The following is a 14,285-nucleotide window of genomic DNA, read 5'->3' as shown; positions in this document are numbered from 1 at the left end:
TCTCCGCTGTCATGCCCCGCGAAAGCGGGGCATCCAGTATTCCAGAGGCAGCGAGATTCATCACGACCGCCGCGGCGTACTGGATCGCCCGGTCGAGCCGGGCGATGACCGTGTTGAGAGGGCGATAGTTTACTTCGCCTTCAGGAAGTCGGCGACTTCGAGCAGCATGAACTCGTCGTCATCGGCCTTGTTGGGATCGCGGCTCGACGAGAACGGCAGGTTGTTGTCGTTGCCGACGATGATGTGGCTCTCGTCGACCCGGTCGACGTTCTCGATGGTGAAGAACGGGAAGGTGTAGACGCCGTCATTGAGCGGCTTGCGCGCCTTCTTGTCCGGGTCCTGGATCTTCAACAGGTCGATATAGCCGATCTTGCGGACGGGCTTGCCGACATTGACGTCTGACAGCTCGATCTTGTAGATGCGCTTGAACTTGGCGACGTCGGGGAAGCAGTTCTCGCCGCGCACGCCCTGCGGGCAGGCCTTGTCGGGCGTGCCTTCGCCGTTGTCGCGCTCGATGATGAGGCCGCTGGTCGGATCGATCATGTTGAAGTCGCCGATGGCATTGCCGTTCTGCTCGAACACATACTGCCAGTAGCGGCCGGTGAACTTCTCCGCGGCAACGTCGAATTCGAGGATGCGGGAGGCTTCCTTGCCGTCGACCTTTTCCCAGTCCTTCTTGTCGGCATCCCACAGCGGGCCCTCGAGCAGGCCGTAGAGGAACTTGCCGTCCTTCGACGAGGCAAAGCCCTCATACCCCTTGGATCTGCGCAGGTTGACGTTGGTGTAGGTCGCGCCCGGCGCGCCCGGCGTCGTCACCGCCCAATGATCCGGGGAGCGCACCGGCTTGCCGTCGGCCACCGTCTCGAACACGGCGAGGATCTTGCCGGTCTTGTCGGCTTTCAGGATGTAGGGGCCGAACTCGTCGCCGATCCAGAAGACGTCGCCGATGATCTGGAAGCCTTCGGTGTCGAAGTCGGAGCCGGTGAGATAGCGCTTCTGCGTATCCTCATGCACGATGCGGAACGGCACGCGTCTGTCGGGATCGTGCAGGAAGATAGTCTCCAGCCGCTCGATCTTGCCGCTGGCCCAATCCATCTTGTAGTGGTTCAGGTACAGCATCGAATCCGGCGAGTTGGCGCGCGCGCCCATGCCGTTGTCGGTGATCACCCAGAAGGTGCCGTCGCCCATCGACTTGATGCCGGAATGGCCCTGCAGCGGCTGCCCCTTGAACGGCAGCGAGACGCCGGTCGGCCGCTCGGCGGACTTGCCCATCACGGTGCCGAGCGCGTCGACGCGCTTGCCCGTGGTGTATTTTCCGGAGGTCTTGAGATCGGCGGGCGCGTCCGCCGGCGCGTCGATGAAGGACTCGGCCGGCATCACGACGTGGCCGGCGAGCTTGGCGGGGAATTCGCCTTCATTCTGCGCGAGCGCGACGCTCGCGGTGAGAAGGACGGTTGCGACGGAAGCGAGGAAGGTCGCGCGCATGTGCGTCTCCTGTTGGGGGAGGCCGTCTTATGCGGATCGCGTATTGCAGTTTTGTGAATGCGGACCAAACGCCGCAGCCGCTTGCTACTCCTTTACCGCGCCGGTGAGTGAGGACACGTAGTAATCCACAAACAGCGAGTAGAAGATCGCAACCGGCAGCGAGCCGAGCAGCGATCCCGCCATCAACGCGCCCCACTGATAGACGTCGCCGGTGACGAGCTCGGTCAGGATCGCGACCGGCACGGTCTTGTTGGCGCCGCTCTGGATGAAGGCGAGCGCGTAGATGAACTCGTTCCAGGACAGCGTGAAGGAGAAGATGCCGGCCGAGATCAGGCCGGGCACGGCGAGCGGCAGTGTGATCCGCCGCAGGATCTGCAGCCGCGTCGCGCCATCGACCAGCGCACATTCCTCGAGCTCGTAGGGGATCGACTTGAAATAGCCGATCAGGAGCCAGGTGCAGAACGGCACCAGGAAGGTCGGATAGACCAGGATCAGAGCCATCGGACTATCGAACAGGCCGAACTGAACCACGACGGTGGCGAGGGGAATGAACAGGATCGACGGCGGCACGAGATAGGCAAGATAGATACCGAGGCCGACATAGGGGCCGCCGCGGAAGCGCAACCGCTCGATGGCGTAGGCAGCGAGCGTGCTGGCGATCAGCGACAGCGTGGTCGAGCCGATCGCGACCAGCATCGTCGTCTTCAGCCAGCGCGGATAAGCGGTCTCGAACAAGAGATGCTTGATGTGGGCGAGCGTCGGCGAGGAGATCCAGAACGGGTTGTGATCCTTGTAGTTCATCAGCTCCGCGTTCGGTTTGAACGAGGTGATCGCCATCCAGTAGAACGGAAATAGCAGGATCAGCACGAAGCAGCCGAGCGGCAGGTAGATCATCATCAGCCGCCGCAGCCCGGAATCCCAGGCCATGGTGTCGGGCGCGGTGTTGGCGACGGCGGTGGGCTGCGCGACGGTCTCAGTCATTGCCCTCTCCTTGCTGCCATTTGCGGCGCGCGAGACCGAAATAGGAGAACAGCGTCGCGAACACCAGGAACGGGATCATCGACACGGCAATGGCCGCGCCCTCGCCGAGCTCGCCGCCGGCAATGCCGCGCTGGAAGGCGAGGGTGGCCAAGAGGTGCGTCGAGTTGACGGGACCACCGCGGGTGATGGCGTAGACAAGCTGGAAGTCGGTGAAGGTGAAGATGATCGAGAAGGTCATGACGATGGCGAGGATCGGCATCATCATCGGGAAGGTGATGTAGCGGAAGCGCTGCCAGGAACTGGCGCCATCGAGCATCGCGGCCTCGTAGAGCGAAGGCGAGATGGTCTGCAGCCCCGCGAGCAGCGAGATCGCGACGAAGGGGATGCCGCGCCAGATGTTGGCGGCGATCAGCGAGAACCGCGCCGGCCAGGCCGAGCCAAGGAAGTCGATGTTGGTCGTGCGCCAATGCAGCACGTCGACCAGAAGGTAGGAGATGATCGAGAACTGCGGATCGTAGATCCACCAGAACGCCAGCGCCGAAAGCACGGTCGGGACGATCCAGGGCAACAGCACGATGGCGCGGAGCACGCTCTTGAACGGAAAATGGTTGTTGAGCAGCAGCGCCAGCCAGAAGCCGAGCGCAAACTTCCCGAAGGTCGCAACCGCCGTATAGAACACGCTGTAGAACACCGCGCCCCACCACAGGGGATCGGTGAGCAGGTACTGGAAATTCTCAAGGCCGACATAGACGCCGCGCCGCCCGATCGTGGTGTCGGTGAAGGCGAGCCAGATGCCGAGGCCGAGCGGATAGGTGAGGAAGACGGCGAGCAGCCCGAGCGCGGGCGCGAGGCACATCACGATCAGGAACGGCCTGTAGTCGAACAGCCGCACCAGCCACGACGGCTGTCGCAGCGCCAGGGCGGGAGAAGAGAGCGTGGTCACGGACATCGGGTTGTTGTCCTGATTTTGATTGTCACCACACCGTCATTGCGAGCGAAGCAATCCGGTCTATCTCCGCGGTCGCGGTCTGGATTGCTTCGTCGCTTCGCTCCTCGCAATGACGGCGTCTGCTGTCACCGCCGGAAGTATCGCTTGCACCGGCGCTCCGCTTCGGCGGCGGCCTCCTCCGGCGTCGCTGCACCGGTCGCGACCGCAGCACACATCTGCACCAGCACGTAATCGGCGCTGACGGCCCCGGTCGCCGAGGAGATCGGCCCCTTGTAGCCGTCGTAATAGGTGCTGTTCATCGTGTTCTTGAAGATCGCGACCTTGGGATCCTCGCCCCACACCTTGGCCTCGGCATAGGCAGCCAGCGGCTGGGCCCAATAGCCGGAGTTGGCGTTGAGCCACGGCTCGTACTGGTCCTTCTCAAGCATGTATTGCAGGAACGCCTTCGCGGCGTTCGGATACGGGCTGTGCTTGAACACCATCGCATTCAGCGTCAGGCCGGCCATCGGCGAGATCTTCGCATTGCCCTTCGGCAGCAGTTGATGCTCGCTGTCCTCCGCGATGGCGCGGGTGGCAGGATCGTTCTTCAGCGAGAAGTACAGCGAGACGCCGTTGGCCGTCAGCGAGATCTCCTGCGAGGAATATGCGCGGTTGTTGCTGACGTCGTTCCATGACGGCGTGCCGGCAATGAAGGTCGGATACAGCTCCTTGACCCAGTTCAGCGCGGCGATCGTCTCCTTGCTGTTGATGACGACATTGCCGTCCTCGTCGAGCAGCGACGCATTGTGCGACCAGAGCGCCCAATTGGCGAAGCCGTTGCCGTCGCCTTTGGCATTGCCGAGCGCGAAGCCGGCCGGCTTGCCGGCCTTGTGCAGCTTGCGGCACAGGTCGACGACGCCGGCGTGATCTTCCGGAACCTTGTCGAAGCCGACCGATTGCAGGATCGACTTGCGGTAGATCAGGGGACCCGCGGTGGCGCCGAACGGCAGCCCGATCCAGGATTCGGTCTTGCTCTTCATGCCGTACTTCTGCGCCAGCGGCAGCCAGCCGCCATAGCGCTTGCCGAGGTAGTCGGCGACGTCGGTGAGTTCAATCAGCTTGTCGACATAGATATGCGGCGCGTCGGAGAAGCCAATGATGATGTCCGGGCCGGCGCCGGAGTTCGCTGTCACCGCGGTCTGCTGGGCGATGTCTTCCCAGCCGACGAAGTCGACCTTCACCTCGACACCGGTCGCGTCAGTGAAGCGCTTGGCGTTGGCGCGGAACACGTCCTCGTCCGGCTGGACGAAGCGGACCGGCCGCAGCATGCGCAAGGATGCGCCCTTCTCGATCGGCAGTTTCGGCGCCGGAACATCGGCCGCCTTGATTGGAGATGGTGTTTGCGCCGCGGCACCGGTTGCGGCGAGTGCAGCAGCGGACAGGCCCAGCGCCAAGGCGTCACGACGCGTGAGGTCGTTCCTCATCAGTTCCTCCCTGTTGTCTCCCTTCCCGGCGTTGATCGCCGGTGAAGGGCCTTCCGGTCTTTCGGCGCGTTTTGCGCCGGCCGCCTAGCTGTTCGGTCCGCGATCCATGCTGACGGGCTGCCAGCGGCGGAGCGCGGTTTTCTGCAGCACCGACGGATTGACACAGCTTACCGGCCACATGCCCTGAAGCACCAGTGACAATTCGTAGCCCACGCGGCGCTTGCGCGCTTCGTCGAACCGTGCCGAGGCCGAGGCGACATGAGCGGTCAGGGTCACGTTCTCCATACCGAGCAGGGGATTGTTATGCGACGGCGGTTCCTTCTCCAGCACGTCGAGGGCGGCGTGCGCGATCCGCCCCTCTTGCAGCGCCTTGATCAGGCTCTCCTCGTCGACCGTGGCGCCGCGCCCCGTATTGATGAAGATCGAGCCCTTCTTCATCTGGCGAAAATGCTTCTCGGTCAGCATGTGATGCACCTCGGGCCGGGCGGGCGCGTGCATCGACACGAAGTCGGATTGCGACAGCACCTCGTTCAGCGTCGCCGGCAACACGCCGTGATCGTACATCAGCGTTTCCTGGATGAACGGATCGTAGGCCATCATGCGCAGGCCGAAGGGAGCGGCGCGTTTCGCAACTGCACGCGCCACGCGGCCGAAGGAGATGAAGCCGAGCGTCTGGCCCATCAGCCGCGGAATCTTGAGCAGCGCCGGCCGGCCCTCGGCCCAGCGGCCGGTGCGCACCATCCGGTCCTGCTCGACCAGGCGGCGGAAGCCGGCCAGCAGCAGCATCATGGCGTGGTCGGCGACCTCTTCGATGAAGGTGTCGGGGATGTTGGTGACGGGAATGCCGCGTTCCGTGGCGGCCTTGACGTCGACGCTGTCGACGCCGACCGAGCCGAGCGTGATGACCTTGCAGTTCTCCAGTGCGTCGATGATGGTCTTGGTGATCGGGATGCCCTTGGCGTAGATGGCGTCAGCGGTTCTCGCGGCGGCGATGAACTCGGCCTCATTGGCCGGCGCCTCGACGATCTCGGCGTCGATCGAATCGAGCGCCTCGCGCTCGTATGAATAGTCGCTGCCGGCGACCGTGAAGCTCGCGCCCTTCGGCGTCACCACCCTGTATTTCGGCATTCCCTGGCTCCCGATTTGGTTTGTCGGTTCTTGTTGTGACCCGCACCTGTGGCGGGCCTTTGCGTCTTTTACGCGAAATCGGCGCGGCCGCGTACAATCGTCGGTTGCCGGTGACGGAGATTATTTGCGGGTTTTGGCGCGGCGTCCGGGCTTCTACGGATGCGTCGTAACAGGTTGCTAATGGATCGCGCACTAAAAGTTGATTCAATTTCTATCGATTCACTCGCGTGCCGTATCCCTTTTGCCTCGGAGCCTTCCCGTGAAGTTGAGCAATCTGAAGATCGCGCCCAAGCTCGGCATTCTTGTCGGCGTCACCTTGTTCGGCCTGTGCATCTCCGGGGTCCTCGCCGGCTATCTGATGAAGCGCGCGATGGTGGACGCGCGCATCGATCAGACCAAGGCGATCGTCGATCTGGCACGCAACTACGCGGCCACGCTGGTGAAGCGCGTCAACGCCGGTGAAATGACCAAGGATGCCGCGCTCGCGGACCTTCGCCGCTACGGCAACGCGATGACCTACGATAAGGGCTCGGGCTATCTGTTCGGCACCACCTATGACGGCATCACGCAGCTCGCGCCCGATCCGAAGCAGATCGGCACCAACCGCATGGATGTCGAGACCAATGGGCGGAAGCTCTCCCGTGAGATCATGGATGGCGTCAAGGCCAAGGGCGAAATCCTGCTCTTCTATGAATATGTGAAGCCCGGCCAGGAGAAGCCGATCCGCAAGCTCGGCTATTCCGTCGCCATCCCCGGCTTCGACATGTATCTCGGCACGGGCGCCTATCTCGAGGACATCGACGAGAAGATGGGTCCGGTCTACTGGCTGCTCGGCCTCGCCATGCTCGGCATCGTGATCGTCGCCGGCAGTGTCGCCTGGCTGCTTGGCCGCAGCATCAGCCGTCCGCTGGCGCTGCTCGGCACCCGCATGAAGGAGCTTGCCGACGGCAAGCTCGAGGGCGACATCCCCGGCGTCGGCCGCGGCGATGAAGTCGGCGCGATGGCGGCGACCGTCCAGATATTCAAGGACAATGCAGTCCGCATTCGCGATCTCGAGACGACCGAGGCCGAGGCCAAGGAACGTGCCACGGCGGAACGCCGCAGCGCGATGGAAGGCATCGCCAACGATTTCGAACGCAGCGTCAACGGCATCGTCCGCTCGGTCTCCTCGGCCGCGGCCGGCATGCAGACCACGGCGCAGTCGATGACCGCGACCGCGAGCGACGCCAGCGCGCGCGCCGCGACCGTCGGCGCCGCCTCGCAAAAGGCGTCCGGCAATGTCGGCACGGTTGCGGCCGCCGCCGAGGAGCTGTCGAGCTCGGTTGCGGAAATCTCCCGTCAGGTGACGCGCTCGACCGAGGTCGCGAGCCGCGCCGTCAGCGATGCCGAGCGCACCAACACCACCGTGCAGGTGCTCTCTTCGGGCGCCGAGAAGATCGGCGAGGTGGTCAAGCTGATCCATTCGATCGCTGCGCAGACCAACCTGCTGGCGCTCAACGCCACCATCGAAGCGGCGCGCGCCGGCGAATCCGGCCGCGGTTTTGCCGTCGTCGCCTCCGAGGTCAAGGCGCTCGCCAACCAGACCGCCAAGGCGACCGAGGAAATCTCCGCCCAGGTCGCGGCGATGCAGACGTCGACCAGCGACGCGGTCGCGGCCATCGCCGGCATCACCCAGACCATCGCCGAGATGAGCGAGATCACCGCCGGCATTTCCGCATCGATCGAGCAGCAGGGCGAGGCAACCCGCGAGATCGCGCGCAACATCCAGTCGGTCGCGGCCGGCTCGAGCGAGATCAACGCGCATATCGGCAGCGTCACTTCGGCTGCGGAGGCGACGGGCAGCGCGGCAGGCGACGTGCTCACCAACGCCCGCGAGCTGGACAACCAGTCGGGCGCGCTGCGCAGCGCGGTCGACGGCTTCCTCGCCAAGGTCCGCGCGGCGTAAGGCTCGGCCGTGAATTCGTAGGGTGGGCAAAGGCGCACGAGCGCCGTGCCCACCTTTTCTTTTGAGTTCGTCGAGGCGTCGGTGGGCACGCTACGCTTTGCCCACCCTACGATCTCGTGCCCCGGGCGCAGCGCAGCACGCAAGTGATGCGCTGCTGAACCGGGGCCCATGTGTTCATGGCAATCTGGGTCCCGGCTCTGCGTCGCGTCATTCCATGCCGCGCCGCGTCCGGGACACGAGACTGGCTTACTGCTTCTCGATCCCCGCGTTCTTGATCAGCCTCTCCCACAGCACGAGCTGCTCGCCCACGAAGGTGCCGAGCTCTTCCGGCGTGCCGGAGAAGGCGTCCATGCCGAGCGTCGCAAGCTGGGCCTTGATCTCCGGCTTCTCGACGATCTTCCTGATCTCGGCGTTGAGCCGCGTCACGATCTCCTTCGGCATGCCGGCGGGGCCGAAATAGCCCTGCCATGAGGAGATGTCGAAGTCCGGCACGCCGGCCTCCTGCATCGAGGGCAGGTTCGGCACCAGCGGGGAGCGGTCCTTGGTGGTGACGGCGAGCGCCTTGAGCGCGTTGCCGTTGACGTGCGGCAGGCCGGTCAGGATGTCCACGAACATCATCGAGACGCGGCCGCCCATGACGTCGTTGAGCGCCGGCGGCGAGCTCTTGTAGGGCACGTGCAACAGGTCGAGTCCGGCATTGTGCGCAAAGGTCGCGCCCGACACGATCGCCGAGGACGAGCCCGAGGCGTAGCTCAGCTTGCCCGGATTGGCCTTGCCATAGGCGACGAGCTCGCCAACCGTCTTGGCTGGCACGTCCGGGTGAACGACCAGCATGAAAGGCAGGTCGCCGGTACGCGCGATCGGGGTGAAATCCTTGACGGGATCGTAGGTCAGGCTCTTGAGCAGGAAGGGATTGGCCGAATGCGTGGTGTTGGTGGTCACCAGCAGCGTGTAGCCGTCGGGTGCGGCGCGCGCGACATAGGTCGCGGCGATCATGCCGTTGGCGCCCGCCTTGTTCTCGATGACGATGCCGACGCCGAGCGCCTGCGACAAATGCTGCGAGATCAGCCGCGTGGTCGTATCGGTGCCGCTGCCGGCCGCGAACGGCAAGACCAGCGTGATGTTGCGGCTTGGATAATTGTCGGCCTGAGCAGCGGATGCGGCGGCAAGCCACAGCGCGGCCGCGCCGGCTATGCGTACGACCCGGATCAGCAATGAAAGCATGTTGGACGTTCCCTCTTTATCGTTGGCCGGGAACCTAGCTGCTCAGGAGGCAAAGAGGAAGGCGCGTCTTGTCGCCCGCTTTCGAGACGAGATGTCGCCCGCGCCGCGGCGTGGAATTACTTCACCGCCGAGCCCGGCCGTGACGCGATCACGACGCCCGCAAGCACCAGCGCATAGCCGATCAGATGAAACGGCTGGAGCTTCTCGCCGAGCAGGAGGATGGCCATCGCCGAGCCGAACACCGGCACCAGATGGAAGAACGGCGCGGCGCGGTTCGGGCCGATCAGCGCTACGCCGCGGTTGAAGAAGAGATAGGCGAGGGTCGAGGGGAAGATCAGGATGTAGGCGAGTGTCGACAGCGTCAGCGTATCGAATTGCAGCACGTTGCCGCTCCAGGCCTCCCAGACCGCCGCGGGCAACAGCATCATCGCGCCGCAGCAGGTGGTGAACGACAGGAAGGAGAGCTGATGAACCTTGGGCCGGCGCGGGATGAAGGCGGAGTAGATCCCGAAGGCCACCAGCGACAACGCGAACATGATGTCGCCGCGGTTGAAGCTGATGCCAGTGAGGGCCGCAAGGTCGCCGCGCAGGATGATGATCAGCACACCCGCAAGCGATATCGCGATGCCGGCAAGCTGTGCACCGGTCAGCCGCACGCCGAACAGCACCAGCGACCACAGCGCCACGAACAGCGGTCCGGCCGACTGGATCAGCAGCGCGTTCAGCGCCTCCGTATATTGCATGGCCCAGTAGGAGATCGCGTTGTTGAAGGCGAATCCGACCAGCGACAGGAACAGCATCAGCCGCAGGCTCTTGCGCAGAGCCGGCCAGTCACGCTTCAGATGCGGCCAGGCGAACGGCAGCAGGATCAGGAACACGCCGAACCAGCGGATCGTGGTCACCGTCAGCGGCGGCACATGCGCGCCGACATGGCGCGCGAGCACGATGTTGCCGGCCCAGAACAGCGAGCTCAGGCTGAGCAGCAGATAAGGCTGGTTGTTGAGCCAACTGGCCGGATTCGAGGCCGGTGGCGCAGGCGAAGCAATCGTCATTGGCGTTTGATGCGAGCTTGCGCCGGATTCTCGTTGCGGCACAAGTCACGTGGCCGCAATGCTACAATGCACGCATGAGCTGAGGAGGTATCGTTGGCGGTGAATATGTTGAACATCGATGGCCTGGAGAGGCTCGATCAGGATTCGCCAGTGGTGATGCTGAACCTGATGCGCTTCAACGCGCGCTCGCGCGACGGCGACGGGTCCGGCTGGGACGCCTATTTGCGCTACAGCGCGATCACGGTGCCGATGATCAAGGCGCGCGGCGGCACGCTGCTCTGGACCGGCAAGGCCAAAGCCATCGCGCTCGGCCCACACCAGGGCAACGGCTGGGATTTCGTCGCTCTCGTCTATTATCCGTCCGTCGCGGCCTTCCTCGATATGATGACGTCGGAGGCCTACGAGCGGGAGGCTGATCCGCATCGCGTCAACGGCTGCGCCGAGCACGTGATCATCGCGACCAGCGAGGCGTACGGCAAATTCAAGGTGGACTGACGCACGATGCCGGGATTGATGCCGCGCGGAACTTGAAACTCAAAGGCCGTGAAACTTGATCTTGATCAAAACCCCGTCCAGGCGGCTTGCGAAAATGAACGTTACGAGTGCAATCGGGAGGATCCCATGCATCGTCTTTTCCTGGTCATCTTGCTCGCCCTTGCCCCGCTCTGCGTCATCGGATCCGATTCGGCCCACGCGGCGCGCTACTGCCTTCAGGGGCACCATTGGGGCTTTCCGGGCAACTGCGCCTTCTCGACCCGCAGCCAATGCCTGGCATCAGCGTCCGGTACGCGTGCCCATTGCGGCATCAATCCGCGCTATGCGGGCCAAAATCGAAGATAATTTCATTGATGACGGCGCTGCGACGCCGATCGGGCCGTCGGCAGCCCGGCTCAGCTGGCCTGCTTCCGCGACGCCACGAACACGCCCGACAGCACCAGCGCGAAGCCGATGAAGTGGAAGGCCTGCGGCTGCTCGCCGAGGAAGGCCATCGCCATGATCGAGCCGAACACCGGCACCACATGGAAGAACGGCGCGGCACGGTTGGCGCCGATCAGCCGCACCCCGCGGTTGAAGCAGAGATAGGCGAGCGTCGATGGGAACACCGCGACGTAGAACAGCGTGAGCAGGTTCGGCCCGTCGAGCTTCATCACCGGGCGTGCGAACAGCTCCCAGATCTCCAGCGGGATGAGGCAGGCGGCGCCGGCGCCGAAGGTGAAGGCGAGGAACGACAGGCCGTGGATCGGCGGCCGCTTCAGCGTCAGCACCGAATAGAGCGCGAAGATGATCAGCGCGACGATGAAGATGAGGTCGCCCTTGTTGAACTCGATGTTCGACAGTGTGGTGAAATCGCCATGCAGCAGGATCGTCAGCACGCCGCACATCGAGAGCAGCACGCCGCAGGCCTGCGCCGCGGTGAGGCGGACGCCGAGGATGATCAGCGACCACAGCGCCACGACCAGCGGTGCGGCCGATTGCAACAGCAGCGTATTGAGGGCCTGGGTATGCACCAGCGCCCAATATTGGAGCGTGTTGAAGGCGCCGATGCCGGTGATTGACAGCACGATCATCAGCCCGAGCTTGCTTCGGATTGCGGGCCAGTCCTGCACCAGATGTTTCCAGGCGAACGGCAGCACCAGGAGGAAGGCGAAGAACCAGCGCAGGAAGGAGAGCGTGACCGGCGGGATGTGGCCGGCGGCGAGGCGCCCGACAATGGCATTGCCGGCCCAGCACAACGCGGTGATGCTGAGCAGGAGATAAGGCTGGTTGGCGATCCAGTTGTGACCGGACGTGTCAGTGCGCGTGGTCTGGCCGGTGGCGGACATTGTGATTGTTATGGCCCCGCGTGATGTACCGATGCCGCCAGCCCGGCGCTGTCCGGGCCGGCTCATAGCCCAGCCTCGCCCAAAGACACGGAAATCGAGGTTGCAGCAATGGGGGGCGGATGCATCGCGACCATGCAGTGGCAGATGCTGCGTCTAGCGCTTTCGTTGAGGTCGGAACACCGGCCCGGAAGGCCCCTGGATTTTCCGGGGATATCAAAGGCTTAAATAGTGTTTAGGATCCCGGAAATGCCGCCTTCTTGCTTGCCTAGAGGGGCTGCTTCCTTTATCCGGTTGGCTGCCTCGCGTGCGAACGGCCCCCGGCCGTGGATTCGGCTGGGCGCAGGCATGATCCCGGAAAAGTGGGCACCGGTTTTCCGCGAGGATCATGCCACTTAAAGACAGATTGCATAGGGATTACCCGCGAATGGCCAATGTTGTCGTCGTCGGCGCCCAGTGGGGCGACGAAGGAAAAGGCAAGATCGTCGATTGGTTGTCTGAGCAGGCCGACATCGTCGTCCGCTTCCAGGGCGGCCACAACGCCGGCCATACGCTGGTCATCAACGGCCAGACCTACAAGCTCGCGCTGCTGCCCTCGGGCGTGCTGCGCGAACACAAGCTGTCGGTGATCGGCAATGGCGTCGTGTTCGACCCGCAGGCCTTCCTCGACGAGGTGACCAAGCTCCGTGCCCAGGGTGTTGCGGTCTCTCCGGACAATCTACGCGTTGCCGAGAACGTCACCCTGATCCTGCCGCTGCACCGCGAGCTCGACGCGCATCGCGAATCCGCCAATGTAGCCACCGCGATCGGCACCACCCGCCGCGGCATCGGCCCGGCCTATGAGGACAAGGTCGGCCGCCGCGCCATCCGCCTGATGGACCTCGCCGACCTCGACACGCTCCCCCACAAGATCGACCGGCTGCTGGCGCATCACAACGCGCTGCGCCGCGGCCTCAACCTGCCGGAGTTCGACGGCAAGGAGATTCTGCGCGAGCTCAGCGCACTGGCGCCGCAGCTTCTGCCCTATGCCGAGACGGTGTGGCGGCTGCTCGACATCAAGCGGCGCGAGGGCAAGCGCATGCTTTTCGAGGGCGCGCAAGGCGCGCTGCTCGACGTCGACCACGGCACCTATCCTTACGTGACCTCGTCCAACACGGTGGCGGCGCAGGCCGCGACCGGCGCCGGCCTCGGGCCCGGCGCGGTCGGCTACGTGCTGGGTCTGTGCAAGGCCTACACCACCCGCGTCGGCCAGGGCCCGTTCCCGACCGAGCAGGATAACGAGACCGGCCGTAGGATCGGCGAGCGCGGTCGCGAGTTTGGTACCAATACCGGGCGTCCGCGCCGCTGCGGCTGGTTCGATGCCGTGCTGGTCCGCCAGGCGGTCCGCACCTGCGGCATCAACGGGCTGGCGCTGACCAAGCTCGACATTCTGGACGGCTTCGACACCATCGAGGTCTGCACAGGCTACCGGCTCGACGGCAAGGAGATCGACCATTTCCCGGCGGGCGAGGGCGCCCAGGCCCGGGTCGAGCCGATCTACGAGACCATCGAAGGCTGGAAGGAGCCGACCGCCAATGCACGGTCCTGGGCGGATCTGCCGGCCCAGGCCATCAAATATGTCCGCCGGATCGAGGAATTGGTGGGGTGCCCGGTCGCGCTGCTTTCCACGAGCCCCGAACGCGAAGATACTATCCTGGTGCAAAATCCGTTTGAGGCTTAACGATCTCTTACCGGGACGCGCGTATAGTTGAGTTGAAATGGCTGATTACTATCCGCTGATCGCCCGCGCTATTGCCGCCTTGGATCCCAACGCTCCCGGCGAAAGCCGTCGCGCGCTCTATGAGCGCGCGCGTACGGCGCTGATCGCGCAGCTGCGCAGCGTGCAGCCGCCGCTCTCCGAATCCGAGATCACCCGCGAACGGCTATCGCTGGAAGAGGCTGTCCGCAAGGTCGAATCCGAGGCCGCCCAACGCGCCCGTGAGGCCTCCCGCCCCGGCGGCGGCAGTGGCAGTGGGCGCGGCGGCAGCGGCGATGCCTTCCGCCGCGCCAGTGCCCGCGCTGCCGAGGGAACCCCGCCTGCGGCTTCACCGGCCGGCCCGCCGCGCACCCGTCCGGCCCCGCCGCCGCCGCGCAACGAGCGCCCATCATTCGGCGACGACGATCAGGGCGACCGCGACACCCAGCGCCAGCCGCGCGCCCCGCGTTTCGATGCGCCGCGCCAGCCCGCTCCACCGTCCC

General features: G+C 64.6%; 13 protein-coding genes and 1 pseudogene. 5 read left to right on the top strand and 9 right to left on the bottom strand.

What is annotated here, in order from left to right:
* Nucleotides 1-129: 129 nt before the first annotated feature.
* From AXW67_RS05995 to AXW67_RS05975, 5 genes are all read right to left on the bottom strand, one after another.
* Entirely contained in the window at nt 130-1,485 is a 1,356-nt protein-coding gene (locus tag AXW67_RS05995) for an esterase-like activity of phytase family protein (RefSeq protein WP_063677123.1), read from the bottom strand.
* Between the two features lie 84 nt (nt 1,486-1,569).
* Nucleotides 1,570-2,466, bottom strand: coding sequence for a carbohydrate ABC transporter permease (locus tag AXW67_RS05990; RefSeq protein ID WP_063677122.1), 897 nt, complete (start codon nt 2,464-2,466; stop codon nt 1,570-1,572).
* Entirely contained in the window at nt 2,459-3,415 is a 957-nt protein-coding gene (locus AXW67_RS05985) for a carbohydrate ABC transporter permease (protein WP_063677121.1), read from the bottom strand. Before AXW67_RS05985 ends, AXW67_RS05990 begins: the two co-directional genes overlap by 8 nt.
* 125 nt (nt 3,416-3,540) lie before the next feature.
* On the bottom strand, nt 3,541-4,878 hold the full coding sequence (locus AXW67_RS05980; protein WP_063677120.1) for an ABC transporter substrate-binding protein: 1,338 nt from the start codon (nt 4,876-4,878) through the stop codon (nt 3,541-3,543).
* Nucleotides 4,879-4,962: 84 nt separating this feature from the next.
* Nucleotides 4,963-6,006, bottom strand: a complete 1,044-nt coding sequence (locus tag AXW67_RS05975) for a C-terminal binding protein (protein WP_063677119.1) — start codon at nt 6,004-6,006, stop codon at nt 4,963-4,965.
* Between the two features lie 259 nt (nt 6,007-6,265).
* Between AXW67_RS05975 and AXW67_RS05970 the strand changes: the two genes are divergently transcribed.
* On the top strand, nt 6,266-7,951 hold the full coding sequence (locus AXW67_RS05970; protein ID WP_063677118.1) for a methyl-accepting chemotaxis protein: 1,686 nt from the start codon (nt 6,266-6,268) through the stop codon (nt 7,949-7,951).
* A gap of 246 nt (nt 7,952-8,197) precedes the next feature.
* On the opposite strand, the gene AXW67_RS05965 is transcribed toward AXW67_RS05970, so the two are convergent.
* Both AXW67_RS05965 and AXW67_RS05960 read right to left on the bottom strand, forming a co-directional pair.
* Nucleotides 8,198-9,175 carry a Bug family tripartite tricarboxylate transporter substrate binding protein gene (locus tag AXW67_RS05965; RefSeq protein WP_027553292.1) on the bottom strand — a complete coding sequence of 326 codons (978 nt, stop codon included), beginning with the start codon at nt 9,173-9,175 and terminating at the stop codon, nt 8,198-8,200.
* A 116-nt stretch (nt 9,176-9,291) separates the two neighbouring features.
* Complete coding sequence (locus AXW67_RS05960; protein WP_063677117.1) at nt 9,292-10,227, bottom strand: DMT family transporter; 936 nt, start codon at nt 10,225-10,227, stop codon at nt 9,292-9,294.
* A gap of 105 nt (nt 10,228-10,332) precedes the next feature.
* Here AXW67_RS05960 and AXW67_RS05955 point away from each other — a divergent pair, with 105 nt between their 5' ends.
* Complete coding sequence (locus tag AXW67_RS05955) at nt 10,333-10,722, top strand: DUF1330 domain-containing protein (protein ID WP_145927437.1); 390 nt, start codon at nt 10,333-10,335, stop codon at nt 10,720-10,722.
* A 39-nt stretch (nt 10,723-10,761) separates the two neighbouring features.
* On the opposite strand, the gene AXW67_RS43790 is transcribed toward AXW67_RS05955, so the two are convergent.
* On the bottom strand, nt 10,762-10,950 hold the full coding sequence (locus AXW67_RS43790) for a hypothetical protein (RefSeq protein WP_063677116.1): 189 nt from the start codon (nt 10,948-10,950) through the stop codon (nt 10,762-10,764).
* Between AXW67_RS43790 and AXW67_RS40270 the strand changes: the two genes are divergently transcribed.
* A complete protein-coding gene (locus tag AXW67_RS40270; RefSeq protein ID WP_245315448.1) occupies nt 10,873-11,067 on the top strand; it encodes a DUF3551 domain-containing protein in 195 nt (64 codons plus the stop codon). The genes AXW67_RS43790 and AXW67_RS40270 overlap by 78 nt on opposite strands.
* A gap of 50 nt (nt 11,068-11,117) precedes the next feature.
* Here the strand turns inward: AXW67_RS40270 and AXW67_RS05945 are convergent, their stop codons facing one another.
* Nucleotides 11,118-12,050 carry a DMT family transporter gene (locus tag AXW67_RS05945; RefSeq protein WP_063677115.1) on the bottom strand — a complete coding sequence of 311 codons (933 nt, stop codon included), beginning with the start codon at nt 12,048-12,050 and terminating at the stop codon, nt 11,118-11,120.
* A gap of 424 nt (nt 12,051-12,474) precedes the next feature.
* Here AXW67_RS05945 and AXW67_RS05940 point away from each other — a divergent pair, with 424 nt between their 5' ends.
* Nucleotides 12,475-13,767 carry an adenylosuccinate synthase gene (locus AXW67_RS05940; RefSeq protein ID WP_063677114.1) on the top strand — a complete coding sequence of 431 codons (1,293 nt, stop codon included), beginning with the start codon at nt 12,475-12,477 and terminating at the stop codon, nt 13,765-13,767.
* A gap of 37 nt (nt 13,768-13,804) precedes the next feature.
* A pseudogene (locus AXW67_RS43785) lies at nt 13,805-14,285 on the top strand (hypothetical protein); the annotation flags it as partial.

The organism is Bradyrhizobium neotropicale, assembly GCF_001641695.1.
Lineage (GTDB): Bacteria > Pseudomonadota > Alphaproteobacteria > Rhizobiales > Xanthobacteraceae > Bradyrhizobium > Bradyrhizobium neotropicale.
Note: the sequence above shows the minus strand (reverse complement) of the source record. Positions and strands in the feature narration are given on the sequence as shown.

Coding starts and splice junctions, on each gene's coding strand:
- AXW67_RS05985 (WP_063677121.1), bottom strand. CDS start 3,415: ATGTCCGTGACCACGCTCTCTTCTCCCGCCCTGGCGCTGCGACAGCCG.
- AXW67_RS05965 (WP_027553292.1), bottom strand. CDS start 9,175: ATGCTTTCATTGCTGATCCGGGTCGTACGCATAGCCGGCGCGGCCGCG.
- AXW67_RS05960 (WP_063677117.1), bottom strand. CDS start 10,227: ATGACGATTGCTTCGCCTGCGCCACCGGCCTCGAATCCGGCCAGTTGG.
- AXW67_RS43790 (WP_063677116.1), bottom strand. CDS start 10,950: ATGGTGCCCCTGAAGGCAGTAGCGCGCCGCGTGGGCCGAATCGGATCC.
- AXW67_RS05980 (WP_063677120.1), bottom strand. CDS start 4,878: ATGAGGAACGACCTCACGCGTCGTGACGCCTTGGCGCTGGGCCTGTCC.
- AXW67_RS05995 (WP_063677123.1), bottom strand. CDS start 1,485: ATGCGCGCGACCTTCCTCGCTTCCGTCGCAACCGTCCTTCTCACCGCG.
- AXW67_RS05975 (WP_063677119.1), bottom strand. CDS start 6,006: ATGCCGAAATACAGGGTGGTGACGCCGAAGGGCGCGAGCTTCACGGTC.
- AXW67_RS05990 (WP_063677122.1), bottom strand. CDS start 2,466: ATGACTGAGACCGTCGCGCAGCCCACCGCCGTCGCCAACACCGCGCCC.
- AXW67_RS05945 (WP_063677115.1), bottom strand. CDS start 12,050: ATGTCCGCCACCGGCCAGACCACGCGCACTGACACGTCCGGTCACAAC.
- AXW67_RS05955 (WP_145927437.1), top strand. CDS start 10,333: ATGTTGAACATCGATGGCCTGGAGAGGCTCGATCAGGATTCGCCAGTG.
- AXW67_RS05940 (WP_063677114.1), top strand. CDS start 12,475: ATGGCCAATGTTGTCGTCGTCGGCGCCCAGTGGGGCGACGAAGGAAAA.